The sequence below is a fragment of the Leyella stercorea genome (assembly GCF_019052365.1).
Classification (GTDB): Bacteria; Bacteroidota; Bacteroidia; order Bacteroidales; family Bacteroidaceae; genus Prevotella.
Window position 1 is genome coordinate 19052 of the sequence record NZ_JAHQUY010000003.1, and the last position, 25448, is coordinate 44499.

The 25448-nt window shown below is 53.4% G+C and carries 22 protein-coding genes; 11 read left to right on the forward strand and 11 right to left on the reverse strand.

All coding sequences use genetic code 11. The features are described from left to right. Positions 1–62: 62 nt before the first annotated feature. The 5 genes from glmM to KTQ90_RS01020 all read left to right on the forward strand — a co-directional run bounded on the left by glmM (position 63) and on the right by KTQ90_RS01020 (position 10258). A complete protein-coding gene (gene glmM, locus KTQ90_RS01000; protein WP_217316877.1) occupies positions 63–1448 on the forward strand; it encodes a phosphoglucosamine mutase in 1386 nt (461 codons plus the stop codon). A gap of 233 nt (positions 1449–1681) precedes the next feature. Further along, a complete protein-coding gene (locus KTQ90_RS01005; RefSeq protein ID WP_217316878.1) occupies positions 1682–2125 on the forward strand; it encodes a SprT-like domain-containing protein in 444 nt (147 codons plus the stop codon). A gap of 468 nt (positions 2126–2593) precedes the next feature. Then, a complete protein-coding gene (locus KTQ90_RS01010; RefSeq protein WP_217316879.1) occupies positions 2594–8173 on the forward strand; it encodes an alpha-2-macroglobulin family protein in 5580 nt (1859 codons plus the stop codon). A 40-nt stretch (positions 8174–8213) separates the two neighbouring features. Continuing rightward, complete coding sequence (locus KTQ90_RS01015) at positions 8214–9278, forward strand: DUF1573 domain-containing protein (RefSeq protein ID WP_217316880.1); 1065 nt, start codon at positions 8214–8216, stop codon at positions 9276–9278. A 116-nt stretch (positions 9279–9394) separates the two neighbouring features. Beyond that, positions 9395–10258 (forward strand): 4-hydroxy-3-methylbut-2-enyl diphosphate reductase, encoded by an 864-nt coding sequence (locus KTQ90_RS01020; RefSeq protein ID WP_217316881.1) that lies wholly within the window; start codon positions 9395–9397, stop codon positions 10256–10258. Between the two features lie 539 nt (positions 10259–10797). Here KTQ90_RS01020 and ribH read toward each other — a convergent pair. Beyond that, complete coding sequence (gene ribH, locus KTQ90_RS01025) at positions 10798–11274, reverse strand: 6,7-dimethyl-8-ribityllumazine synthase (protein ID WP_007898616.1); 477 nt, start codon at positions 11272–11274, stop codon at positions 10798–10800. Positions 11275–11288: 14 nt separating this feature from the next. Further along, entirely contained in the window at positions 11289–11987 is a 699-nt protein-coding gene (locus tag KTQ90_RS01030; RefSeq protein ID WP_022158919.1) for a tetratricopeptide repeat protein, read from the reverse strand. Between the two features lie 207 nt (positions 11988–12194). Between KTQ90_RS01030 and recF the strand changes: the two genes are divergently transcribed. Continuing rightward, entirely contained in the window at positions 12195–13310 is a 1116-nt protein-coding gene (gene recF / locus KTQ90_RS01035; protein WP_022158918.1) for a DNA replication/repair protein RecF, read from the forward strand. Between the two features lie 6 nt (positions 13311–13316). Beyond that, entirely contained in the window at positions 13317–13607 is a 291-nt protein-coding gene (locus tag KTQ90_RS01040; RefSeq protein WP_022158917.1) for a DciA family protein, read from the forward strand. Positions 13608–13619: 12 nt separating this feature from the next. Here KTQ90_RS01040 and menD read toward each other — a convergent pair whose 3' ends face one another. The 6 genes from menD to KTQ90_RS01070 form a co-directional block, all read right to left on the reverse strand. Continuing rightward, positions 13620–15368: a 2-succinyl-5-enolpyruvyl-6-hydroxy-3-cyclohexene-1-carboxylic-acid synthase gene (gene menD / locus KTQ90_RS01045; RefSeq protein WP_217316882.1), complete on the reverse strand. Its 1749-nt coding sequence runs from the start codon at positions 15366–15368 to the stop codon at positions 13620–13622. 29 nt (positions 15369–15397) lie between these two features. Next, on the reverse strand, positions 15398–16507 hold the full coding sequence (locus KTQ90_RS01050) for an isochorismate synthase (protein ID WP_217316883.1): 1110 nt from the start codon (positions 16505–16507) through the stop codon (positions 15398–15400). 1 nt (position 16508) lies between these two features. Then, entirely contained in the window at positions 16509–16922 is a 414-nt protein-coding gene (locus KTQ90_RS01055) for a PaaI family thioesterase (protein ID WP_022158913.1), read from the reverse strand. Between the two features lie 144 nt (positions 16923–17066). Further along, complete coding sequence (locus KTQ90_RS01060) at positions 17067–18194, reverse strand: 3-dehydroquinate synthase (protein ID WP_217316884.1); 1128 nt, start codon at positions 18192–18194, stop codon at positions 17067–17069. Between the two features lie 8 nt (positions 18195–18202). Then, positions 18203–18883: a DUF4230 domain-containing protein gene (locus KTQ90_RS01065; RefSeq protein WP_217316885.1), complete on the reverse strand. Its 681-nt coding sequence runs from the start codon at positions 18881–18883 to the stop codon at positions 18203–18205. Positions 18884–18927: 44 nt separating this feature from the next. Beyond that, on the reverse strand, positions 18928–19641 hold the full coding sequence (locus KTQ90_RS01070) for a DUF4230 domain-containing protein (protein ID WP_217316886.1): 714 nt from the start codon (positions 19639–19641) through the stop codon (positions 18928–18930). A gap of 127 nt (positions 19642–19768) precedes the next feature. Between KTQ90_RS01070 and KTQ90_RS01075 the strand changes: the two genes are divergently transcribed. Further along, positions 19769–20356 carry a DUF4738 domain-containing protein gene (locus tag KTQ90_RS01075; RefSeq protein ID WP_217316887.1) on the forward strand — a complete coding sequence of 196 codons (588 nt, stop codon included), beginning with the start codon at positions 19769–19771 and terminating at the stop codon, positions 20354–20356. 206 nt (positions 20357–20562) lie between these two features. On the opposite strand, the gene KTQ90_RS01080 is transcribed toward KTQ90_RS01075, so the two are convergent. The 3 genes from KTQ90_RS01080 to KTQ90_RS01090 form a co-directional block, all read right to left on the reverse strand. Beyond that, positions 20563–20985, reverse strand: a complete 423-nt coding sequence (locus KTQ90_RS01080) for an RNA-binding S4 domain-containing protein (protein ID WP_022158908.1) — start codon at positions 20983–20985, stop codon at positions 20563–20565. Between the two features lie 129 nt (positions 20986–21114). After that, a complete protein-coding gene (pth, locus tag KTQ90_RS01085) occupies positions 21115–21693 on the reverse strand; it encodes an aminoacyl-tRNA hydrolase (protein ID WP_217316888.1) in 579 nt (192 codons plus the stop codon). 201 nt (positions 21694–21894) lie between these two features. Then, positions 21895–22488, reverse strand: a complete 594-nt coding sequence (locus tag KTQ90_RS01090; protein ID WP_022158906.1) for a 50S ribosomal protein L25/general stress protein Ctc — start codon at positions 22486–22488, stop codon at positions 21895–21897. 306 nt (positions 22489–22794) lie between these two features. On the opposite strand from KTQ90_RS01090, the gene nusB reads away from it, so the two are divergent. From nusB to KTQ90_RS01105, 3 genes are all read left to right on the forward strand, one after another. Next, positions 22795–23886 (forward strand): transcription antitermination factor NusB, encoded by a 1092-nt coding sequence (nusB, locus tag KTQ90_RS01095; protein ID WP_217316889.1) that lies wholly within the window; start codon positions 22795–22797, stop codon positions 23884–23886. 130 nt (positions 23887–24016) lie between these two features. Continuing rightward, positions 24017–24334, forward strand: coding sequence for a preprotein translocase subunit YajC (gene yajC, locus KTQ90_RS01100; RefSeq protein ID WP_022158904.1), 318 nt, complete (start codon positions 24017–24019; stop codon positions 24332–24334). A gap of 54 nt (positions 24335–24388) precedes the next feature. Further along, positions 24389–25372 (forward strand): CdaR family protein, encoded by a 984-nt coding sequence (locus tag KTQ90_RS01105; protein ID WP_217316890.1) that lies wholly within the window; start codon positions 24389–24391, stop codon positions 25370–25372. Positions 25373–25448 lie beyond the last annotated feature (76 nt).

The following is a 25448-nucleotide window of genomic DNA, read 5'->3' on the forward strand; positions in this document are numbered from 1 at the left end:
CCTATCTCACCATCTCAACACCTCACTATCTCAACATAATACATTTTTAAACAAATACGATTATGACCCTCATTAAATCGATTTCGGGCATCCGCGGCACTATCGGCGGACCTACAGGCGACACTCTGAATCCGCTTGACATCGTTAAGTTCACAACAGCCTACGCTACATTCATGAAGCGCGGCGCTAAGGGCGAAGGACGCAACAAAATTGTCGTAGGACGCGACGCACGCATCTCAGGCGACATGGTACGCAACGTGGTTTGCGGCACACTCATGGGTATGGGACTCGACGTTATCGACATCGACCTCGCCACAACGCCTACAACAGAGCTGGCTGTGCGCTGGACAGGCGCCCTCGGCGGCATCATCATAACAGCAAGTCACAACCCGCGCCAGTGGAACGCACTGAAACTGCTCAACGGCGAAGGCGAGTTCCTCACCAAGGACGACGGCAACGAGGTGCTGAGCATCGCCGAGAAGGAAGACTTCGACTATGCCGACGTCGATTCGCTCGGCTCTTACACACGCGACGACTCGTTCAACCAGCGCCATATCGAGAGCGTACTCGACCTCAAGCTGGCTGACGTGGACGCTATCCGCAACGCTAAGTTCAAGGTTTGCGTAGACACTATCAACAGCGTGGGCGGCATCATACTGCCCGACCTGCTGAAGGCGCTCGGCGTAGAATATACTATCCTCAACTCTACAGCCAACGGCGACTTTGCCCACAACCCGGAGCCGCTGGAGAAGAACCTGCAGGGCATCATGGACGAGATGCGCAGCGGCAAGTACGGCCTCGGCATCGTTGTCGACCCCGACGTAGACCGTCTGGCGTTCATCTGCGAGAACGGCGAGATGTTCGGCGAGGAATACACACTCGTGAGCGTAGCCGACTACGTGCTGCAGCACACACCGGGCAACACCGTGTCTAACCTTTCTTCTACACGCGCTCTGCGCGACGTAACAGAGCGTCACGGCGGCACGTACACAGCAGCGGCAGTAGGCGAGGTGAACGTTACGACAAAGATGAAGGAAGTAGGCGCCGTAATCGGCGGCGAAGGCAACGGCGGCGTAATCTACCCGGAGAGCCACTACGGTCGCGACGCTCTTGTAGGCATCGCTCTGTTCCTCTCTTCGCTGGCTCACAAGAAGTGCACGGCGAGCCAGCTCCGCGGCACATTCCCCAACTACTTCATCGCCAAGAACCGCATCGACCTCACTCCGTCTACCGACATCGACGCTATCCTCGAGAAGGTGAAGGAGATGTACGCATCGGAGAAAATCACGGATATCGACGGCGTGAAGATCGACTTCCCCGACAAGTGGGTACACCTGCGCAAGTCGAACACCGAGCCTATTATCCGCGTATACAGCGAGGCTGCAACGATGGAGGAGGCTGACGCATTGGGCAAGAAGCTCATGCAGGTGGTTTACGACATGCAGTAATCGTAGGAGGCTACGGCATTCCTGCCGTAGTCATTAGAAAAGATAGAAGGCTACGGCAGTAATGTCGTAGCCTTTTTTGTTTTTAACAATTATTACTTATAAATAGTGATGCGGTTGGAAAAGAAACGGTATATTTGTCAGGAAATGATAAGAATATCGTTAAACTATTTATATAAAAACCGAATTGAATATGACATATATAAAAGAAGACGATAGTAAAAAGATAATATAGTATGGAAAAAATTACGAAAGAATTAATCAAAGAATTATTTAAGAAATACAACACTTTGTATTTCGATAAGGAATTGCGTCTACCAAGATTTACGACATATAAAGGTCGACGAACATGCGGAGTATATTCTTATAAGATTGATAAAAAGACGAAAAAACTAAAAAATGAACGTTTTGCAATAGCTAATAACGTAAATTGGAGTGAAGATGCCTTAAGAGATACGATAGTACATGAAATGATACATTGCTATATTGCACAGAAGAATATTAAAGATAACCGTGATCACGGAAAGGTATTCAAACAGATGATGAACGATTATAACCGTCATTATGGATTAAATATTACGGTTAAAATCGATAATAAGCAATTTCCGTTTACTGACCAGAAACCGAGGAAAAGCCTTATACAAAAATTGATTAAGTATTTAAAAAAGATAATGGGTTAACGATATAGTCAATCAATACGTCCTTGTTGTTGATAATTAATTGAATGTAATTCATTTTCAGTTAATCCGGGCGGCGAACGGAATCCGATCGGGCGGCGGACGGAATCCGATTGGACGGCGAACGGAATCCGATCGGGCGGCGAACGGAATCCGATTGGGTGGCGAACGGAATCCGATTGGACGGCGTTCGCCACGAATGAACAAAAACCTGATTTGTATTCGACTTGGTGCTGCGGAGGCCGGAGACCTCCGCTACTTATAGGTTCATGATTGACTCACGCCATATTTCGGATGAACTACTTTTTTCCCTTCAAGCCTAATGTTTTTCGCGATTAACGCCCTCTATCTTGTGTTTTTTTCTTATTTTTGCATAATATAGGTAGCGTTTCGGCAATTCGGGCTGACCTTATAGCTCCATGTCAGCACTATCTATGCAAAACATCACATCACGGACAAAAACAAATTGCTATGAAAAGAACGATAATTGCCACATTGATAGCCATGCTGTTGTTGCCGATGACGGCAATGGCCGACTCATATACGTCACTTTGGAAGAAATACGACGCGGCGGTGGGCAAGGACCATCCGCAGACAGCGCTGAAGGTGCTCGCACAGATAAGCGACAAGGCAGAGAAGGAGCGTGCCTACGGACATCTGCTCAAGGCGCAGGTGGCTTCGCTCGATTGGGTGGCTCAGCTCTCAAGAGATTCCATCCCGGCTATGGAGCGCCATCTGAAGAAGAGCGGCGAGACAGCCGAGCGCAAGGGCGACCGCGTGCTTGCCGCCATATACCAGTCGGTGATGGGCCGAATGTACGCCTCTTACCGCTACGCCTTCGACGACGCCAAGGAGCTTAGCGCCGAGTGCTACCGCCGCTCGATGGCGCATCCCGAAGCTCTTGCCGCAGCCTACTGCACCGACTATCTGCCGTTCGTTGAGGACGGCGTCGACTCGAAATACTACTACGACGACATGCTGCACATCATCGGCATTGCAGCCGGCGACTATCGCGGCATGCACGACTACTACGCCGCGCACGGCAAGCGCGAAGGTGCCTGTCTAACAGCCTTGCAGATGGTGAAGCAGGCGCACGGCAACAGCTATGCCACACGCGTGAAGAAGTCGAAGTACATCATGTCGCTCGACTCGCTCGCCAGCGAGTACAGAGACCTCGTGGTGTGCGGCGAGGTGGCGATAGCCCGCTACGAGTTCATGGAGAACGCCGAGGACGTGACAGCCGAGGAGAAGAACAACTACATCAACTACGCTCTCACCAAGTGGGGCGCCTGGACGCGCATGAACATTCTGCGCAACGCTCAGCGCCGTCTAACGCTACCCTCTGTACATGCGCTGCTTGGCGGCGAGATGGCTCTGCCCGGTGTGCCGCGCAAGGTGATTGTACTGGGCGCCAACAACGTAGGCGAAGTGCGCCTCACGGCAAGCCGACTGAACATAACCAGTGCCGAGCAGTATGACGTAAACCGCGACAAGGACTACGCCCGCCTGCGCCGTCATATCGTGACTGCCGAAGCGCCCGCTACCGACGTGCGCCGCTATGTCGGACTGCCGGCTTACAAGACCGTGAGCGACACGCTCGAGATTCCCGGCTTGCGTTCGGGTTTCTATCTCGTCGAACTCTCTACCGACAACGTGAACGTGCCCGTCGAGCGCCGCATCTTGCGCGTCTGCAATATATATCCGCTCATCGAGACGCTGCCCGGCAACCGTTATCGCGTAGTTGTGCTCAACGCTACGACGGGCGAAGCTGTGCCCGGTGCAAAGGTGTTGATGAACTTTGTGAAGAACAACGCCGAGGGCGAGAAACTTGAGGCGAAGCACTACGAGTGCGACGCCAACGGCGAGGTGATTGTCGAGTTCGGCAATCGCGAACCAGTGTCTTACTCTATATCCACCGCCGACGAACAGGCTTTCCCCGTGACGTCGATAAACGGACGGTTCTACTATAACCGCACTCATTTTGAGACCACCTCGACAACTATCTATACCGACCGCCGCATCTACCGACCGGGTCAGACCGTGCACGTAGCGGCTATCGCCTATAAGTATTACGGCGCCGACCAGCACGCCGAGGCACAGAAGCAGCAGACCATGACGCTCACGCTGCGCGACGCCAACCGTAAGGAGGTTGCCGCGAAGAGTGTCACTACGGACGAATATGGCATGGCTTCAGCCGACTTCGTTCTGCCGCAGAACGGCTTGAACGGTGTCTACACGTTGCGCAGCGACTACGGCAATGTGCAGTACTACAACTTCACCGTCGAGGAATACAAGCGCCCCACGTTCGGCGTAGAGATAGAGAAGGCTGCGTCGCGCTATGCAGCCGGCGACACCGTGCGCCTCGCTGCCAAGGCAAAGAGCTTTGCCGGTGTGCCTGTGCAGGGCGCAAAGGTGGAGGTGAAGGTTGTGCGCCGTCCGTCTTTCTTCTGGCGTTGCGCTTCTACAGACGCTCGCACGGAGACAGTCTACAGTGGCGTAGCGCAGACCGATAATGACGGAGCTTTCACGGTGAAGGTGCCCGTCATCGTGCCAGAGCAGTACGACGAACGCCACAACCGCTACTTCACATTCGACGTTGAGGCTCACGTGACCGACGTTTCGGGCGAGACCCAGAGCGCAGAAACGGCTCTCCCGTACAGCGACCGCCCGACATTGCTCACCTGCGACGTGCCCGAACAGACACTCGCCGACGACCTGCACACCATCAAGTTCGCTTATCTGAACAATGCCGGCGAACCCATCGACGGTGATGTTACATATTATATAGACAACGACCGCTACACCTGCAAGGCTAACACCGAGGTGCAGGTAGACGGAAAGTCGCTCGCTTCGATGCGCCACCGCTTCGTGGCTTACTGCGGAACGGACACTCTGACGCAGTCGTTCGTCACATTCACGCTGCAAGACCGCCGTGCGCCGGTAGAGACACACGACTGGTTCTACGTTTCTTCGCGCCAGTTCAAGAGCAAGTCGGCACCTGTCTTCATACAACTGGGATCTACCGACAGCATCCAGCACGTTGTCTACACGCTCATCGCCGGCGACAAGGTGATAGAGGACGGCAGAGCCGATTTGCGCAACGAAGTGCGCACACGCTCCATCACCTATAAAGAAGAGTGGGGCGACGGCATCACGCTCTCCGTGGCTTGGGTGAAGAACGGCAAGGCTTATCAGCACACCGAGCGCATTGAGCGCCCACAGCCCGACACGCATCTCAACATAAAGTGGACCACCTTCCGCGACCGACTCGTGCCCGGACAGCGCGAGACCTGGACTCTGAACATCACCAACCCCGACGGCACGCCGGCAAAGGCGCAGCTTATGGCTACGCTCTACGACAAGTCGCTCGACAAGCTGCGCCCACACAGCCTACAGTTCAGTCTGCCTATGTACAACAACGTGCCGTGGCTCTCATGGCGAGCGTTCTACAACCGCAATATGTTCGTCTACAGCGAGATGCCCATGAAGTTCCTGTACGAACCGCAGATAGACTTCAGCCATTTCTACGACGTTGCACGATATATTGGAAGAGGCGAAGTTTGCACAGCCTCACGCTCCGACAACGTGAAGATGTTTGCAAAGGCTGCCGTCTCTGGCGTGAAGGAAGAGAAGCTGATGGGTAGCAATGCTGCGTACGATTCTAACCGTAATGCAGCATTGGAGAATGTGGAAGTGCCTGCCGAGTCAGCCGCAGGGTCTGCAGATAAAGCCGCTGGCTCTGCTGATGCAGGCGCAGAAGGCAAGGTTCAAAACACTACTTCCACAGCGCAGACGCGTCAGAATCTGAGCGAAACGGCTTTCTTCTATCCTGGTCTGCTCACAGACAACAAGGGCAACGTGCAGCTGCAGTTCACGCTGCCCGAGAGCGTCACCACATGGCAGTTCTACGCCCTCGCACACGACGAGGCGATGAACAACGGCACACTCGCCGCAACATCCGTTGCGAAGAAGACCGTTATGATTCAGCCCAACGTGCCGCGCTTCGTGCGTCAGGCAGACAAGGGCGTGCTCTCGGCGCGCATCTTCAACACTTCCGACAAGCAGGTGAGCGGTTCGGCACGCCTCACGTTCCTCAACCCTGAGACCGAAAAGGAGGTTTGGCATAAGGATGTTAAGTTTGCGGCGAAGGCAGGCGAAACTGCGGTGGCTAAGTTCGCGTTCGATATGTCGAAGATTGCTAACGACGGTCTGCTCGTGTGCCGTGTTACGGCGTCGGGTCGCGGCTTCAGCGACGGCGAGCAGCACTATCTGCCCGTTCTACCCGACAAGGAACTCGTCACAAACTCGCAGGCGTTCACGCTCAACGCGGCAGGAAAGCTCGATATCGACCTCACGAAGCTGTTCGCTGTGGCTGACAAGAAGAACCGCCTCACGGTGGAGTACACCAACTCGCCGGAGTGGCTGATGATACAGGCGCTGCCGTCGATGGCAACAGCGGAGGGCGACAACGCCGTCTCGCTCGCCGCGGCTTATTACGCCAACGCAATCAGCCGTTCGCTGATGAACTCGTCGGATGTTATTCGCAAGACCGTTGACCTATGGAAGGCTGAGGCAAAGACAACCGAGAATGTTACGTCGCTGCAGAGCAAGCTCGAGGGTAACGCCGAACTGAAGCAGATGCTTCTGAGCGAAACGCCTTGGCTCATGGACGCCACACGCGAGGCAGAACAGAAGCAGATGCTCGCCAACTACTTCGACGAGTCGCAGACAGCATACCGACTTGCCGATAACTTCTCACGACTCTCGCGCTTGCAGAACGCCGACGGCTCGTTCTCGTGGTGGAAAGGCATGGCAGGTTCGCCGAGCATGACGATGAGCGTGCTCACAACCTTCGCCCGACTCGACAAGATGGTGGGCGTGCAGCCCGAAGCGCGCTGCATGATTGACGCTGCGTTCCTCTTCATGGACAAGCATATCGCACAGGAAGTGAAGGCGATGAAGGCGAGCAAAGACGCAAAGAACCTGCGTCCGAGCGAACTGGCTGTCGACTATCTGTACGCCGTGACACTGCAGAAGCGTCAGTTGAAGGGCACGGCGAAGGACAACGCCGCCTACCTTCTGAAGTTGCTCGCCAAGCAGACATCGCAGTTCTCCATCTACGCAAAGAGCGTGGCTGCCGTTGTGCTTGCCGGCAACAACTACGCCGCTGAGGCTCGCGACATGGTGCAGAGCATAAAGGAATATACAGTATACAAGGCGCCGATGGGTCGATACTTCGACACGCCGAAGGCGCTCTATTCATGGTTCGACTACCGCATTCCGTCGCAGGTTGCGGCTATCGAGGCATTGCAGTCGGTGACTCCAGCCGACGTTCAGACCGTAAACGAGATGAAGCAATGGCTGCTGCAGTCGAAGCGTACGCAGGCTTGGGACACTCCTGTCAACTCCGTGAATGCGGTGTATGCGTTCTTCGACGGTAACTGCGAGTCGCTTGGCGCAAGCAAGCCGATGGCTGTGCTGAAGCTGAACGGACAGACGCTCGTCATGCCGAAGGCTACGGCGGGCATGGGCTACGTTAAGACCGCCAAGACAGGCGAAAAGATGAAGATCCTGAGCATCGAGAAGCAAACCGACGGCACGTCATGGGGCGCTGTCTACGCACAATTCGTGCAGCCCACAGCCGATGTTGCTGACGCTGCGGAGGGCATGAGCGTAGTGCGCGAGGTGCTGAAGAACGGCAAACGTATAGCTACAGATGGCGAAACACTCGCAGTAGGCGACCGCATCTCCGTGCGCATCGTCATAAACGCCGACCGCGACTACGATTTTGTGCAGCTCGCCGACCGACGTGCGGCTTGTCTTGAGCCGCTCGGACAGCTCTCGGGCTATCGCGACGGCTGCTATTGCGAGCCGAAGGACAACGCTACGAACTATTATTTCGACCGTCTTTCTAAGGGAAAGCACGTCGTAGAGACCGAGTATTACGTAGACCGCGCGGGCACATACCAAACCGGCACCTGCACCGTACAGTGCGCCTACAGTCCTGAATTCGGCGCACGCACTAAGGCTGTAGCGCTGAGCGTGGAATAGAACAGATAACACACACACTTTGAAAAAGTAACACATACGTATGAAGAAGATATTTATAAGCGTTGCGCTGCTTGCACTGCCGTTCTTCGGAGCCATGGCGCAGAGCATTGTAGCGACGAACCAGATAATCGACTGCGGACAGGTGTTGTATCAGACACCTGCCACTTTCGACTTTGAAGTGAAGAACAAGTCGAACAAGCCCGTGCGCATTACTGATGTGTGCACCAGTTGCGGCTGCACCGACGTGGCATTCCCGCGTGAAGCGATAGCAGCCGGCGAGAAGTTCACGATAAGCATCACGTACGATGCTGCCACTATGGGCCATTTCGACAAACTCGTGGGCATATACAACGAGGGCGACGACAAGCCGCTCTTGCTGCGTGTGCGTGGCAGCGTGGTGCGCGAGGTGGTCGACTACGGCGGCAACTACAACTTCATGCTGGGCAGCATAAAGTCTGACTGCAACGACGTGGAGTTCGACGACGTGAACCGCGGCGACCGTCCGCAGAAGAAGATACATATCTTCAACTCTACGAGCGCTGCGGTGCAGCCCGTGGTGATGCATCTGCCGGAATATCTGAAGGCTGATGTGTCGCCGTCTAACATTGCGCCAGGTCATGGCGGTGTAATCACCATGACGCTCGACTCGCGCAAGCTCGACGATATGGGTCTGACGCAGACATCGGTGTTCCTCGGAGCCTTCCCCGGCGACAAGGTGAACCGCGAGAAGGAGATAGGCATCTCGGCTGTGCTCCTGCCTAAGTTCGACAATCTCACGGCGCAGCAGCTTGCTAACGCGCCGCAGCTCTACCTCTCTACCACAGAGCTCAACCTCGGACACTTCGACCAGAAGAAGAAACTGAAGGGCGAGATAGTGATACGCAACGACGGCAAGTCGGTGTTGAAGATAAAGAGCCTGCAGATGTTCACCGTGGGCTTGCAGGTGTCGCTCAACAAGCAGACGCTGCATCCCGGCGAGTCGGCTAAACTGAAGGTGACGGCAGAGAAACGACAGCTGAAGACGGCGCGCTCGAAACCGCGTGTGCTGATGATAACCAACGACCCCAAACAGCCGAAGACAACCATAAAGATTGTAGCCGAATAGTGCTGCGAGGTATCGTATTATAATCGGCGTGTCATATAAACAATCGGCGTATTGTATAATAATATAATAATAAGGTATAAAGAACGTAGAAGTATTACGACAGTAATTCTGACGGAATGAATTTGACAATAGAAATAGACGAGGGTAGTGGCTTCTGCTTCGGAGTCACTACCGCCATAAAGAAGGCTGAGGAGGAACTTGCCAAGGGCAACGAGCTCTACTGCCTCGGCGACATCGTGCACAACGGTATGGAGGTGGAGCGACTGCACGAGCAGGGACTCATCACTATCAATCATGACGACCTGCGCCGCCTGCACGACGTGAAGGTGCTGCTGCGTGCTCACGGCGAACCGCCCGAGACTTACGCTCTGGCGAAGCAGAACAACATAGAGATAATCGACGCTACGTGTCCCGTGGTGCTGGCTCTGCAGCGCCGCATCAAGCGACAGTACGACACGGCGCCCGATGCGCAGATCGTTATCTTCGGCAAGCGCGGACACGCCGAGGTGCTGGGACTTGTGGGGCAGACCGCAGGCGAGGCTATCGTGGTAGAGAAGGTGGAGGACGTGGAGAAGCTCGACTTCTCGCGCGACATCTATCTCTACTCGCAGACAACAAAGTCGCTCGATGGCTTCCATCGCGTCATCAACTACATTCAGCAGCACATCGAGGAGGGCGCTACGTTCCGCAGCTTCGACACCATCTGCAGACAGGTGGCTAACCGTATGCCGAATATCGCATCGTTCGCCTCGCGTCACGACCTCGTCCTCTTCGTCTCAGGTCGCAAGAGTAGCAACGGAAAGGTACTCTTCAACGAGTGTCGTAGCGTCAATGCGCGCAGCTATCAGATAGAAAGTGCCGACGAGATAGATATGTCGTGGTTTACGGAAGACGTGCGTACGGTGGGCATCTGCGGTGCTACGAGCACGCCGAAGTGGCTCATGGAGCAGTGTAAAGAGCGCATCGCGCAGTATAAATAGCTTATTTATTTGGTCTGCGTCGGTCAATACGAATGTTGCCATCACTGAAATAGCAAAACAAAATTTGTAATTTATAAAAACATCAATGAAAAATAGAGAATGCCCTTATTGTCATAAAAAGGTATCCTTAAGAAAATGCATAAAGTATATAATAAAAGGGACAAAGTATTCTACCACTTGTAACCATTGTGGGCAACAATTATGGTTGGAAAAGGAACCGCTACCTTTTATGTATTGTGTTTCTACAGGTTTTTTTATAATGTACTTGCCTATGCAATTTTTTCTCTATTATTGTAATCTGGGTTTTATTGATTCTGTTCTGTATTGCCTACCTATTGCTGTTGTTGCAGAAGTGATTTGTTCGATAGTGGTATTGTGTAGAATATATTTTAGGAAGTAAGTGCTAACCATAATTTAGTTAATCGCAAGTTGTATTGGATAGCAATAATAAGAAATATGTAGGGTTTCAAGTATTATAAAAAAGTCCGACAAGTGTATTGATCTTGTCGGACTTTTTGTATGTTATAAAAATGTATTCGTTAGAACTTCGCCATCTTGATAGCGTCGATAGCGCACTCATCGCCCTTGTTGCCGTACTTGCCACCGCAGCGGTCGAGCGCCTGCTGCAAGTCGTTGGTGGTGAGCAAGCCGTAGATGATAGGTATCTCGCTTGTTGTGTTGAGGCGTGCGATGCCTGCCGTTACGCCCTGACAGATGTAGTCGAAGTGAGGAGTCTCGCCGCGAATCACGCTGCCGAGGATGATTACGGCGTCGTAGCCGCCGTGCAGCACCATCTGGTGAGCGCCGTAGATAAGCTCGAAGCTGCCCGGAACGGTCTTGATGTGGATGTTCTCGGGCAGAGCGCCGTGCTTCTCGAGAGTCTTGACGGCTCCGTCGAGCAGCGCGCCCGTTATCTCCTCGTTCCATTCAGCCACCACGATGCCGAAGCACATGTTGCTTGCGTCGGGGATGGTGGTGATGTCGTACTGTGAGAGGTTATGGAGTGATGTAGCCATATTTGGTTATTCGATTACTCTGAAACGCGCTCGATGTACTTGTCGATCTCTGAGCTCTGTACCAAAGAAGAGTTTACGTACTTCTTCTTGATGTCCTGATAGATCTTCAGAGCCTCGTCGTTCTTCTTCTGGCTCTCGAGGAGCTTACCAGCCTGGAGGAGGAAAGTCGGTGAGATGCTGTTGTTAACGTCTTCAGCCTTGCTGTCTGCCATGTCGGCAGCCTTCTTCAGAGTGCTGATAGCCTTGTCTACGTTGCCAGTCTGCGCGTAAGCGTTAGCGAGTGCTGCAGTAGCTGTCGGGCTTACCATAGCGTCGCCCTTTGTAGAGAACTTCTCGAGGTATGTCACAGCCTCTGTGTACTTGCCGAGGTTGTAGAAGCTAAGACCTGCGTAGAGTTTAGCGAGGTTTCCAGCGTCGGTGCTGCTGTAGTCGCTTGCGATCTTCACAAAACCAACGTAGCCTGCGCCGTCGCCGTTGAGAGCCTTGTCAAACTGCTCTTCGTTAAAGTACTGCTCGCCCTTTGCGATAGCTGTGCTTGCCTTGTCCTCACGCGGACCAGCCACGAAAACGTTGTAAAGGATAGCGCCTGCTACAACGAGCAGAACTACTACTACACCTGTGATTATCTGCTTCTTGAACTTCAAGAAGAAATCTTCCTTGTTGTTGGTCTTCTCTACGTGAGAGTTAGCACCAAAATCAATTTTGTTTGTCATTTGTTATTTTGTTTTTATTTTTATCGGTTTATAGTCTGCAATGTGACACATTGCGAGGAGCAAAATTACTGATTTTATCTCACATATTGAAATTTATTCCACCTTTTTTTCTTTTTTCAATAATAAATGGGGTAACTTTGCAGTAATACAACGTGTTGTTACAGTTATAACAGCGACCCGCAACGGGTCTACAGGGTATATAATTACATGATATTACGCAATTTATCCATACTCAATTTCAAGAATATTGGGGAGGCTTCGCTTGAGTTCTCGCCCAAGCTCAACTGTTTTCTCGGCAGTAATGGCGAGGGCAAGACCAATCTGCTCGACGCCATCTACTACCTGTCGTTCTGCCGTAGTGCGTTCAATCCTATCGACTCGCAGGTGATAAAGCACGACGCCGACTTTCTTATGCTCGACGCTGCGTATGCTACCGACGAGGACGAACCGGTGGCGGTCTACTGCGGCATGAAACGCGGACAGAAGAAGCAGCTGAAGCGCGACAAAAAGGCGTATAAGCGACTCTCGCAGCACATCGGACTCATTCCGCTTGTGTTCGTTTCGCCTGCCGACCAGACGCTCATCGCAGGCGGTAGCGAGGAACGGCGCCGACTGATGGATATCGTGATTTCGCAATACGACAACACGTATATCGATGCTCTCAACAGCTACACGAAGGCGCTACAGCAGCGCAACGCTTTGCTGAAGATGGAGCAGGAGCCCGACCCCGCATTGCTCGACATTTGGGAGCAGGAGATGGCGCGTCATGGCGAGACGATATTCCGTGCCCGCGAGGACTTCGTTGACAGACTCGTGCCTGTGTTCCAACGCATATACCAGCATGTGTCTGACTGTAAGGAAACGGTGTCGCTGAAGTATGTGTCGCATGCTCAGCGCGGTCCGCTGCTCGATGTCATTCAGCGCGACCGCTTCAAGGACCGTGCGGTGGGCTACTCGCTGCATGGCGTGCATCGCGACGACCTGGAGATGCTACTCGGCGACTATCAGATGAAGCGCGAAGGCTCGCAGGGACAGACAAAGACGTTTGTGCTGGCGTTGAAGCTGGCGCAGTTCGACTTCCTGCGCCGTACGGCGTCGCAGACAACACCGCTGCTGCTGCTCGACGATATCTTCGACAAGCTCGACTCACATCGTGTGGAGCAGATCGTAAAGCTCGTGTCGGGCGACGGATTCGGACAGATTTTCATTACCGACACCAACCGCGAGCATCTCGACCGCATTCTCGACAGTGTTAGCTACGACTATAAGTTGTTCGATGTTAAGGGCGGCGAGATTGTTGCTCACCAACCTACTAATAAATAAACGTGTATGTTCAGACGTGACGTGCAGTCGATCAGCGACTTGCTTAATATGTATCTGCGACGCGAAGGACTGGAGACGCCTTTGCTGCAGCGACGCGCCATCGACGCTTGGGAAAAGGTTGTCGGCGCCGGCGTTGCGCGCTATACCGGCGAGAAGTTTATCAAGAACCAAACGCTGTTCGTGAAGATTCTCAGTCCGGCGCTGCGACAGGACCTTACGATGATGCGCACCCAATTGGTGAAGCGCATCAACGAGGCTGTGGGCAGCATGGTTATTGCCGACGTACGTATTTATTAATAAAGACTGTTATTAGGTGCACCCCCTGAAGTATTTGCTGAGCGTTTCTGCGTCAGTATCTGCATCCGTAAATACTTCGAGAAGCATGGGGCGATTGCCCTTGTGTGTTAGAAGTTCGCTTATTCCGCGTTTCATTTCTTCGGCGTTGTGCGCCGAGATGTATTCCACATTGTTCTGCGCGCAGATGCCTTGCGCCGTTGTCGTGTGGCTTGCGCCTACGAAGGTGTCAGCCACCGGACTCTTGTGCAGGTTGGGCAGCTGCTTGAAGATGCCGCCGCACGAGTTGTTGAGCAGCAGGATGCGCAGATTGCCGCCTACGCAACTGTTCCATAGCGCGTTCTGGTCGTAGAAGAAGCTAAGGTCGCCGATGATGCAGACGTTCAAATCCTTGTTAGATACGGCGAAACCGGCTGCTGTAGATAGCGATCCTTCGATGCCGTTCACACCGCGGTTGCACCAGACATAATGTTTGGCGTAGATGCAGCCGAGACGTACGGCGGTGCTGTTGGCGTAGTGGGTGTTGATGCGCACGGATGCACTTTCTATCTGTTGCTCCAGGCATCTCACAGCAGCCATCTGCGAGTATTCGGGCTCGTATTTTTCGGCATGGTCTGCCCACTTTTCGAGCAGACCTCTCCAATCGTTCCAGTATTTCTTACGGCTTTCTTCGTTGCGCCATGCGGCTTCGTTATCGGCGTAGCGGTCGCTGTGTGTATAAATATCGCAGAGCGCAGGCATGAGCAGCTTTAGGTCGGCGTTGCTGCATGTCACGATGTATCGCAACGACATCAGCGGGTCGCACGCATTCAGCGGGTCTGCCGTAACAAGACACGACGGTGCCTGTGTCTGTCGCAGCCAGCGTCGCGTAGCCTTACTCACCAAGGTGTCGCCGATGTATATAATGTAGTCGGGGGCGTAGCGACTTGCGTCGTCGCACTCGCCGTCTTGCTGTTCGGGGTGGGTTGTCAAGCGTCTGACAGCCTCGTCGAAGTGAATGGTTTCGCTGCTGCTGTTAGACAGAGGTTCGGCGAAAACCACAAAGTGTTTGGCAAGTTCGCCGATGTCGAAAGGCGAACTTCCGAAGCCGTCGGCAGCCGTCTGTCCGACCACGATAAGTGGGCGCTTCGCCTTGAAGAGTTCCTGCTGCAGAGCCTCTATTGTGGCGTCGGTGAGAGTAACGTCGCTGTCGAGCATACGGAAGCGGCGTTCCTGCGGCAGTTCGGCAACGTCGAACGTGAAGAGCGGTTCGGTTATGGGCACGTTGATGAGCACTGGAGCCGGCTGGCGGAAAGTGGCAGCGTGCATCGCTTCGTTCACAAGACGGTTGCAATACCAGCGCTCCTCTTCGTTTCGAGGCTCGGGCAGCGACACGCTGCGGCGCACAAACCGATTTAGAGCGTCGGGTTGCGGCAGCGTCTGACCGTCGAGTTGGTCAATCCATTGCTGCGGTCGGTCGGCAGCTATGACGATGAGCGGCACATGCTGGTAGTAAGCCTCTGCCACAGCCGGAGCCGTGTTGAGCAGAGCCGAACCCGACGTGACGCATACCACTGTAGGACGCTTCGTGCAGAGAGCCATGCCCATAGCGTAGAACGCCGCAGAGCGCTCGTCGGTGATAGGGTGGCAGTTTATTGTACCACATTCATTGAGGTTATGCACGATGGCAGCATTGCGACTGCCCGGACAAACCACAGCGTCTGTCACTCCCCATTCGATGAGCAGCGATGTCAGTATGTTTATGTTTTCCTTGTTGCTGTACATTTTTTCTATGATTGTCTCACGTGCGATGCTTATTTATGCTTGAACAGTTGTCGCATAGTGTTCATCTTAGCCTCTGTTTCCTCCCACTCCGACTGACACTCGCTGTCCTTAAGCAGTCCGCCGCCGGCGTAAAGTCGGTAAGCGACGCTCTCCGTGCCTCCTTCTATCTGCATGCAGCGCAGCGTTACGAAGAGTCGGGTGTCGCCTGTGGGGTCGATAAGTCCGGTGAAGCCGCTGTAGTAGCTGCGTTCTCCCGACTCGTTCTGCAGGATGAAGTCGCGTGTTGCAGCCTTCGGCATACCGCATACCGCCGGAGTAGGGTGCAAAGCGTTGATGAGATCGCCGAGATGTTCCGAGTTGTTGAGGCTGAAACGAATGTCGGAGCGCAGATGAACGAGGTCGCCGGCACGCACGGTGTAGGGTCCGTCTACGGAGAAATCGTCGCTGAACTGCTCCACACACTCCGTGAGGTACGTCTCAACGCAGCGTTGTTCCTTAATGTTTTTCGTGCTCCAGTGAATATCGTCCTTTCCTATAGCGCCACCTTCCACGTCGAAGTCGAGGTTTGCGCCGCTCAGACGCATCGTTCCGGCGAGTGCCATCGTGTGCATTGCTCCGTCGGTGCCGCCGATTAGCGTCTCTGGTGTGGCGATAATCCATGTTCCGCTACGCTCGGTTGAGAACAGCGTGACGAACATGCGCGGATATCTACGGCAGGCGCGTGCAAAGAGCGTGAGCGGCGAAATCTGCTCCGTCGCTGTGAGTCGCGCGCTGCGTGCAAGCACAATCTTCTGGAAGGCGCCTGCGGAAAGCTGCCCGTGATAATTGTGGAAGTCGACGGCGTAACGCTCGCGCTCCTCCTCGTAATCGGCGTCAATGAGCATCGCAGACACGTCGCTGTCGGCGTTCAGCATCGCTTGGTCTGAACACGAATCCGTTTTCTCCGAGCATAGCTCCACTTCCTCCCAATCCGTCGGCATCAGGAGTATGGGGCAATCTGCCGATGGTGCGAACGGAGCGATTACGAAGCCGCGCCGTCCGTTCAGTTCGGCGAGCGAAGCAATCTCTTCGGGTTCGGTTGTGAGTCGGTTGCGGAATATGTGCGTAGAGTGTGGCAGTCGGAAATATACGTAGCTCATTCTATTTCGGTTTGTTCATCACAAAGTTGGTCACTTCTACCGACGAAATCAAGTCGCCAGCCTCGTTGCGTATGTCCACATGCCACTGGTGCAGCGTTTTTCCTTTGTGCAGAATGTGCGCTGTAGCGGTCACGGTGTCGCCGTCGAGCACCGCCTTCACGTGACTGCCGCTCACGTTGATGCCCACACATATATTGTTCGGACAGAGAGCGAGCGAGCCTACGCCAGCCAGGTTCTCGGCAAGTGCGAGCGATGCGCCGCCACTGAGGAATCCGAAAATCTGACGATTGCGCTCGTCTACCTTCATGCGAGCCTGACATGTGTCGGGGTCGGGCGTAGAGATAAACTCCATGCCGAGTGTGTTAGAGAGTCCGTCGCGCTTCAAGAGCACTTCCTTTATCTTGTCTATATTCATAATATCAAGTATTAAGTAGTCGTAGAGAAACGTTTTTCTCCTTTATATTATTGTTATGTTCCGAGTATTCTCCGTTATGTTTAGGATAAAATCCTGTTCGGTAAATTATTAATTCCTGTTGAATCCCTGCTGCTCAGCCTTCTGTCAATAGCCCTCTCTGATGAAGTCGAGCGCTTCACATATCTCCTCGTCGGTGGCAGTCTGGTTGATGCGTATGTCGCCGATGTTGTGGAGCAGGGTGAAGTTGATTACGCCCGCCGTGTTCTTCTTGTCGTGGCGCATGAGGTCGAGCAGAGTGGGGTAGTCGTTGCACGTGAACTCCGTCTGAGCGTAGTTCTCGCGTATGAAGCGTGTCGTCTGATGCAGCCTTTCGGTGGGGAAGCCAGCTTTGCGTGCACTCATATACAACTCGCCAATCAAGCCGAAGGCTACAGCATAGCCATGCAGCAACGGTCTGTTCCCCAGTGCGCTTGAGATAGCTGTGCCCCCTGTGGTTTGATTGATTGGTGCAGTTGAGACAACTGCACCCCCTGCTTGTTGTAGAGCGAACTCCTCCAGCGCATGACCGATAGTATGACCGAAGTTGAGCGCCTTGCGTATGCCGTGCTCGTGAGGGTCTTCCGCCACGATGCGCTCCTTCACGGCGATAGACTCAGCCACCATGCGCTGCAGTTCGGCGAGGTCGGGCTGCGAGAGGTCGAAGTTGACGTGCTCAGCCCACATGCGTTCGTCGCTGATGAGCGCATGCTTCAGCATCTCGGCGTAGCCCGAACAGAGGTTCTCGGCGTCGAGCGTGTCGAGAAAGCTGGTGTTTATGATGACGAAGCGTGCGTCGGCGAACGCTCCTATCTCGTTCTTCAGTCCGCCGAAGTTGATGCCCGTCTTGCCTCCCACCGCCGCGTCTACCATAGCGAGCAGCGTCGTGGGTATGTTTATGAAGTTGATGCCGCGCTTGAACGTGGCGGCAGCGAATCCGCCGAGGTCGGTTATCATGCCGCCGCCGAGGTTTATGAGCAGTGAGTGGCGTGTTGCGCCGCCCTGCTGCAGCGCTGTCCACACGTCGCCGAGCGCGGAGAGCGTCTTATGCTGGTCGCCGTGAGGAATGGTGATGGGCACGGCATCGTACTGCGCAAGCAGCGCCGCCACTTTCGGCAGGCAGCACTCGTGCGTAGTGTCGTCGGTGAGCACAAAGACGCGGTCGTGCTCCGACTCGGCGATGGCTGTCGCCAAGTCGTGCTCTATGTCGTTTGAAATGATAATCTGTTGTTGCATATCTCTCTTTAGAATTCCACGCGTGTCTTTTCAAAGCCCAGCGAGTGGAGCAGCTGTTCGAACTGCTCCTTGGCGTTCTCGCGCGCTTTTCGGTAGTTCTTCTCGGTGAGGCAGCGGCGGCGCATCTTCTCCGCAGCGCGGTAGTACATAGCCTGTCGGTCGGCGTGAGTCCACTTTCCCGACGCTATGAACGAGCGTGTGCGCGCCTCGTCGATGAAGTTGTCGTCGAGCAGCTTCACAGGCGGCAACTTAGCCACGAGCGTATCGCCCGACATGGCGAGCCATCCCTCGCGCGTCTCCTTCAGGTTGAAGCCGATGCGCAACGTTCCGTAGTAGATGCGCACCAGTTCGCTCTTCGAGAACACGCCGCGTCGCAGCGTGTCTACCATCTCCTCGTCGTCAATCTCGAGGAACGACCACTCGCCGATTTGCTCTATCGAGCGTATCAGCGTGGGCGTGATGTCTATCTTCTCGTTCTTCGTTATCTCGGGCAGCGTGGTGTTGTTGTTCGTGAGTCCTTTCTTCACGCCTACAATCAGCTTCACGGCGATAATCACCACTATCAGCACGAGCGCCAGCTTCAGCCAAACGCCCGCAGGCACCTTTTTGAGTGCAGCCATTACGCTGCGTCCTATCTTTTCGAGCTTCGGCATATCCTGCTTCTCTCGGTTCTGTTTGTTCGTCTCCATACTTTTGCCTTTTAAAGAGTTGAGTAATGTGTTGCGTTGTCAGCCTATCGGCGTGTGGCGTTGCCCTTGTTCTCTACAGAACTTGAGCTGATGATGCCCTCTACATCCGCAGGCGTGAATTTCTTGCGGAACGAGATGGTGATGTTCTGCGGCTTGTAGCCCAGCTGTCTGAGAATGGGCACAATGGCGTTGGCGGCACTCTGGCGCGCACGCTCCGTGATGTCGCTGTTGGCAATGTCGTGGATGATCACCTCGCGGCCCTGCATCTCGTAGCTTTGCAGCTCCTCCTCGCTAAAGTTACTGCGCATGAGCGCCACATATTCCTTAATCTCGTTGTGGTCGATGCGCGACGAGGTGAGCACGATGCGCGGGTCGGGCAGAATAAGCTCGATGTGCGTAGAGTCGCGGCGCACGTTGTCGGCGGAGAACTCGGTGAAGTCGACGTAAGCCTTCAGCGTGGCCTCCATCGGTATAGCCACCTTGCGCTGTCCGAGCGGCAACGTTATGTTGTACTTCTTGCTGAAGAGCTTGCCCTTCAGCTTTATATCGTCGTCGTGCGTCACAATTTTGTGCACCTGATACTCCGTGGTGTACAGACGCGAGCACTTCTGTATCTGCATCACGAGCGTAGCGGTCGTGTCTATGCGCTCCACCTGCTCGGTCGGCTTCACCGGCTCTGGCGTCTTCGGCTGCTTCTTTCCGCACGAAACCATCATTGCGGCGGCAGTCATGCAAAATATAAACAATAACTTTCTCATGTCGATTCTGGTTTAAATACAGTTCACATTCCGTTTAATTTCTGTTTATTTGCAAAAGTACGTTTTTTATTTGAATGTGCAAGCGTATTTTATATGTATGTGGAATATTTTTTATACCTTTGCTCGCATGAAAAAGACTAATTGCATAAAGAAAGTTATCCGCTGCGCGGCACTATGCGCTGCGGCGCTCCTCGTGGCGTCGTGTGCGGAGAAACCGAAAAGCGACAACATAATAGTGCACAAGCGCGCCAAGGTGCAGAAGAAGCAGACGCAGGCCATGAGCGGCTACGAGGACAAGCGCAACGTGGAGTGGCTCGGCGCAACCTATAAGGTGTGCGTGGAGCGTAAGTCGGACAACACACTGCCCCTTACCTACGACGAGCAGGGCAACAGCTACTACGACAACCGCATCTCGGTGCGCGTGCTGCGCAGCGACGGGTCGGTGTTCTTCGAGCGCACGTTCCTCAAGACCGACTTCACGCAGTACATCAGCGACACATACTCGAAGGGAGCGTTGCTCGGAGTGGTGTTCGATTGCGTTGACGGCGACGCCCTTCGCTTTGCGGCAAGCGTCGGTTCGCCCGACAAGATGAGCGACGAGTACGAGCCGCTCGTAGTGAAAGTGTCACGATTGGGCGCCTTGAGCGTGGCTAAGGACACGAAGCTCGACACTGCAAGCGAAGACGAACTCGAAGACGAGGACGACGGAGTGTAAACCTGTATGTTCATTTCCAATAAATAATGTATTCATAAACATGTGTTTCCTACTAACCTATTGAATTTGATAGTCATTTAGGAACGATTACGTGAGTAATTTGGCTCTTAGAAAGACAGCAAAGACTCCGCCGCAAGTGCGGCAGAGTCTTTGCTGTCTATTTTAAATCAATGATAACGGAGAAATTTATTAGCTTTAGTGTAGCGCTACTCGTCGAAATCAAATTCGTCGTCGAAGTCGTCGAAGCCGAACATGGCAGGCTCGGCGAACGCATCCAGTGCGCGGCGCTCCTTCTTCGTCGGTCGACCCGTGCCGCGTGCGCGGTCTACGAAACCGCTGATGCGACTCATCTCGAGCAGTTCGTACTGCTTCGGGTCGGTCACGTTCTCGTAAATCTCCGGCAGGAGCTTAGCGCCCACGCGCTGCTCTATCGTCTTCAGAACCTTGAACGAGTAGGTTACTGGCGGCTTCTTTACGCTCACCACATCGCCCACCTTCACCGTGCGGCTCGGCTTCACGGTCACTCCGCCCAGCATGACGCGTCCGTTCTTGCAGGCGTCGGCTGCTATGGAGCGCGTCTTGAATATGCGCGCCGCCCACAGCCATTTGTCTATACGTGCTACTTCCATGTTAAAAGTAAAAAAGACTTTTAAAAGTAAAAAAGTAAAAGAGTAAAAAAGTAAAAAGCAAAGGCTCAGAAAGGCTTATTGAGGCTTATTGAGGCTTAGAAAGGCTTAAAAAGCTTAGCTAAACCTAACCTATTTGTGCTTCTTTCCGAGCTTGTTGAACTGGTTCATCGTGATGTTCAGTCCGGCAAGCACAAAGCTCTTTATTATCTCCACTGCCAGGTCGATGCTCGGCTGCAGCGTCTGCATATCCTCAGCGCTGTACTTGCCCAGCACCCAGTCTACCTGCGCGCCACGCTGGAAGTCGGCGCCGATGCCCATGCGCAGACGCGCATACTGCTGTCCGATGAGCTGCTGGATGTTGCCCAGTCCGTTGTGTCCGCCGTTCGATCCGTTGCCCTTCAGACGGAAGTCGCCGAGCGGAATTGAGAGGTCGTCCACAACGACGAGCAGTCTTGTCTGGTCGATATTCTCCTTCTGCAGCCAGTAGCGCACGGCGTTGCCGCTGAGGTTCATGTATGTTGTCGGCTTGAGGATGAATACCTTGCGCCCCTTAAGCGAAGTCTCCGCCACGAAGCCGTAGCGCTTGTCCTCGAAGGAGGCGCCCACCGACTTTGCCAGTTCGTCAACGACCATGAAGCCCGTGTTGTGGCGTGTGTGGTCGTACTCGGCGCCGGGGTTTCCCAAGCCTACTATTAAGAATTTGTCCATGATGTTGGGTTGTTGTGATGTTATGTTGTGATGGTGAGATGGTGAGGTGGTGAGATTTGTTGTGTTGAGATGTTGTTATGTTGAGGTGTTGAGATTTGTTATGTTGCTAATATCAACACCTCAACATCTCACCACCTCACCAAATATAAAAAGCGCACACGTCGTCGACGCATGCGCTTTTTGTATTTCTATCTGATGTCATTAAGCCTGAGCCTGAGCAGCTGCAGACAGAGCGGCACGTGTCATCTTGATTGAGCAAACGATAACCTCCTTGCCTGTAACGATCTCGAGACCCTCGAAGCTGAGCTGACCGATCTTGATGCTCTTGCCAATCTGGAGAGCAGTAACGTCGATGTCGAGGTGCTCCGGAATCTGCTGGTAAGGAGCCTTAACCTCGATCTTGCGGATAGAGAGGTTCATGCGACCACCGTCACGTACACCCTGTGCCAAGCCAGTGAGCTTAACAGGAATACCGATTGTGATAGGCTTCTGGTCGTTAACCTCGAGGAAGTCTACGTGAAGAACAGCGTCAGTTACCGGGTGGAACTGGATATCCTTGAGGATAGCTGTGTGAGACTCGCCGTCGATAACGAGGTTGATAACATAGATGTGCGGAGTGTAGATGATCTTACGGAGCTCAGTCATAGGAACTGCGAAAGCCATAGCTGTCGGCTTGCCGTCCTGCTCTGCGAGGCCGTAAATGTTGCAAGGAACAAGTCCTTCCTTACGCAATGTCTTAGAAGCTTTCTTGCCAAGGTCTGTACGCTTCTGACCTGTAACGTTAATCTCTTTCATTTGTGTTACTCTAAATTAAGTTGATAAAATAATGTTTATGCCTTAATTCGCCATCACACGAGAATTTTTATATTTCTGTACGGATGTGCTCAAAAAAGCGGTGCAAAGGTACGTATTTTATCCGAATTGAGCAAAAAATACATTAAAAAATACACAATAATGTATGTTTCGCTTGGTAGTTCAGCCAAATTTAGCTATTTTTGCACCTGTTATTGAGACAAGGGTGTCGAAGGTCTGGCTTGCCCAGCGTTTCTTTAATCTATGCAAACAACAGCAAGATACGTATTATAATAAAGTAAGAGAAGGATGATCAACCGCGAATTAATCAGAATTAAGATAGTTCAGTTAACCTACGCATACTATCAGAACGGAAACAAACTCATGGACAGCGCAGAGAAGGAATTGCTTTTCAGTCTGTCTAAGGCTTACGATTTGTACAATTATCTTTTGGAACTCATCGTCGCCGTCACACAGGAAGAACGCAAGCGTGTGGAAGTAGCTACGCAGCGTGCTCTGCGTGAGGGAGCGGAAACGCCGTCACAAAAATTCGCCTATAACAAGTTCGCCGTGCAGCTCGAGGAGAACAAGCAGCTCAACGAGTTCGCCGAGACACAGAAACAGTCGTGGGCTAACAGCGTGGAGTTCGTGCGCGGTCTGTGCAACCAGATCGAGCAGAGCCAGACATACGCCGAGTACATGGCAGACACAGACAACTCGTACGAGGCCGACCGTGAGGTATGGCGCAAGCTTTACCGTCAGCTCATCCAGGAGAACGAAGACCTCGACCAGCTCCTCGAAGAGCAGAGCCTCTACTGGAACGACGACAAGGAAGTGGTAGACACATTCGTGCTCAAGACCATCAAGCGCTTCGAGCCCGAGAACAAGGCAAAGCAGGAACTCCTGCCCGAGTATAAGGACATCGAGGACAAGGACTTCGCCGTGAAGTTATTCCGCGCAACCATCCTCAACGCCGACCAGTATCAGCGCTACATGAGCGAGACATCGCGCAACTGGGACTTCTCGCGTCTGGCATACATGGACGTAGTGATCATGCAGATAGCCATCGCCGAGATGCTCACATTCCCCAACATACCGGTGAGCGTGACCATCAACGAGTACGTCGAACTCGCAAAGCTCTACTCTACACCGAAGTCGGGCTCGTACATCAACGGTATGCTCGACGCTATCGCACGCTACCTCATGTCTACAGGCAAGCTCCTGAAGACCATCGAGGACCGTCCGCAGCGCCGTCAGGCACCGCGCCGCCCTGCAACACCGCGTCTCAACCGCGCACAGCAGGCTCTCGAAGACGGCGAAGTGCTCCGCACACGCTATGCCGAGCAGGCAGAACAGGCCGCTCAGGAGCAGCCGGAAGAGGAGACAACCGGCGCAGAGTAAGCGTAATATAAAAAGAGAAAATTTTAAGAAAACAATAATATTAATGTTGTGATGGGAGATGTTGAAGCGCAGACAAACGTCAACAGCTTAACCGTTCAACCCACAACTTAACTAAAACAAGAAAACAACAATGAATACAACAGTACTCGCTGCTCAGGCAGCACAGCAAGGTGGTGGCATGGGAATGATCATCATGATTTTAGCACTCTTCGTCATCATGTATTTCTTCATGATTCGTCCGCAGCAGAAGCAGCAGAAGAAGATTCGTGAGTTCCAGAACGCACTCAAAGAGGGCGACAAGGTGATGGTAGGTGGTGGCATCCACGCTACAGTTCGCCGTGTAGACCTCACAGCCGGCACCGTAGACGTAGAGATCGCTCGCGGCGTTGTCGTTACAGTAGACAAGGCAGGCGTGTTCGCTGACGGCACACAGCAGCCACAGAAGTAATTTAGACACTTCGACCGCCAACGGCTTGAAGTTAATTCATTAATCGATGATTCGATGGAAAAACGCTTGACGCAAATAATAAATATGGTCAGAAACTTCCTGTTCAGCTCAGCTAACAGGGAGTTTCTGACTTTTTTCTTCTTTCTCGTGCTGAGCACCATCTTCTGGCTGATGACGGCGCTCAACGAAACATACGAGAGAGAGGTAAGCGTGCCCGCATACCTTGTGAACGTACCGAAGAACGTCGTGATAACAAGCGACATGGAGGACACCGTGCGTGTCACGGTGCGCGACAAAGGCTTCGCGCTTCTCGCATACATCTACGGCGAAGGCGTGCGTCCGATTAACATCAACTTCCAGTCGTTCGTCACACGTCAGTCGGGCTACGGCGTAGTGCCGTCGCAGGAGCTGATGAAGATGGTTAACCAGCGCTTCAGCGGAGCCTCTAAGGTGGTGCAGGTGAAGCCCGACCGTCTCGACTTCTACTACAACTACGGACTGTCGCGTCAGGTGCCAGTTAAGATGGCAGGTGTAGTGGTGCCAGGCAAGTCGTTCTACCTTGCACGCACACGCTTCTGGCCCGAGACCGTCACCGTCTACGGCAGCAAGCAGACGCTCGACTCGCTGCGCTACGTGAAGACCGTGCCCATCAACATCACCAACTTCAACGACACGGTTGTAAAGACCGTGGCGCTCGAGAAGATAAAGGGCGTGAAGATTGTGCCCAACACCGTGCGCATCGGACTCTATCCCGACATTCTCACCGAGGAGACTATCGAGGTGCCGGTGACGGCGGTGAACATGCCTGAGGGCAAGGTGCTGCGCTCATTCCCGCAGCGCGTCACCGTCAACTTCATTGTCGGTGCAAGCATGTTCCGCAGCATCTCGTCAGACCAGTTCGCCGTAGTGGTCGACTACAACGAGCTTATTGAGCATCCGTCCGACAAGTGCAACATACATCTGCGCCAATGTCCACAGGGCGTGCGCAACGCCCGTCTGCAGATGACGCAAGTAGACTACCTTATTGAGGAGCAGTAGGGTGTTGAGGTGTTGAGATGGTTAGGTGTTGAGCTTTCATGCTTCTTAATCTCTTTGCCTTCTAAAGTATATAAAT

Coding starts and splice junctions, on each gene's coding strand:
- KTQ90_RS01070 (WP_217316886.1), bottom strand. CDS start 19,641: ATGAGAAAGTTATTGTTTATATTTTGCATGACTGCCGCCGCAATGATG.
- KTQ90_RS01075 (WP_217316887.1), top strand. CDS start 19,769: ATGAAAAAGACTAATTGCATAAAGAAAGTTATCCGCTGCGCGGCACTA.
- KTQ90_RS01090 (WP_022158906.1), bottom strand. CDS start 22,488: ATGAAAGAGATTAACGTTACAGGTCAGAAGCGTACAGACCTTGGCAAG.
- KTQ90_RS01055 (WP_022158913.1), bottom strand. CDS start 16,922: ATGAATATAGACAAGATAAAGGAAGTGCTCTTGAAGCGCGACGGACTC.
- KTQ90_RS01065 (WP_217316885.1), bottom strand. CDS start 18,883: ATGGAGACGAACAAACAGAACCGAGAGAAGCAGGATATGCCGAAGCTC.
- KTQ90_RS01015 (WP_217316880.1), top strand. CDS start 8,214: ATGAAGAAGATATTTATAAGCGTTGCGCTGCTTGCACTGCCGTTCTTC.
- KTQ90_RS01105 (WP_217316890.1), top strand. CDS start 24,389: ATGGAAAAACGCTTGACGCAAATAATAAATATGGTCAGAAACTTCCTG.
- nusB (WP_217316889.1), top strand. CDS start 22,795: ATGATCAACCGCGAATTAATCAGAATTAAGATAGTTCAGTTAACCTAC.
- pth (WP_217316888.1), bottom strand. CDS start 21,693: ATGGACAAATTCTTAATAGTAGGCTTGGGAAACCCCGGCGCCGAGTAC.
- KTQ90_RS01005 (WP_217316878.1), top strand. CDS start 1,682: ATGGAAAAAATTACGAAAGAATTAATCAAAGAATTATTTAAGAAATAC.
- KTQ90_RS01030 (WP_022158919.1), bottom strand. CDS start 11,987: ATGACAAACAAAATTGATTTTGGTGCTAACTCTCACGTAGAGAAGACC.
- ribH (WP_007898616.1), bottom strand. CDS start 11,274: ATGGCTACATCACTCCATAACCTCTCACAGTACGACATCACCACCATC.
- KTQ90_RS01080 (WP_022158908.1), bottom strand. CDS start 20,985: ATGGAAGTAGCACGTATAGACAAATGGCTGTGGGCGGCGCGCATATTC.
- KTQ90_RS01050 (WP_217316883.1), bottom strand. CDS start 16,507: ATGAGCTACGTATATTTCCGACTGCCACACTCTACGCACATATTCCGC.
- yajC (WP_022158904.1), top strand. CDS start 24,017: ATGAATACAACAGTACTCGCTGCTCAGGCAGCACAGCAAGGTGGTGGC.
- recF (WP_022158918.1), top strand. CDS start 12,195: ATGATATTACGCAATTTATCCATACTCAATTTCAAGAATATTGGGGAG.
- KTQ90_RS01060 (WP_217316884.1), bottom strand. CDS start 18,194: ATGCAACAACAGATTATCATTTCAAACGACATAGAGCACGACTTGGCG.
- KTQ90_RS01020 (WP_217316881.1), top strand. CDS start 9,395: ATGAATTTGACAATAGAAATAGACGAGGGTAGTGGCTTCTGCTTCGGA.
- glmM (WP_217316877.1), top strand. CDS start 63: ATGACCCTCATTAAATCGATTTCGGGCATCCGCGGCACTATCGGCGGA.
- KTQ90_RS01010 (WP_217316879.1), top strand. CDS start 2,594: ATGAAAAGAACGATAATTGCCACATTGATAGCCATGCTGTTGTTGCCG.
- KTQ90_RS01040 (WP_022158917.1), top strand. CDS start 13,317: ATGTTCAGACGTGACGTGCAGTCGATCAGCGACTTGCTTAATATGTAT.
- menD (WP_217316882.1), bottom strand. CDS start 15,368: ATGTACAGCAACAAGGAAAACATAAACATACTGACATCGCTGCTCATC.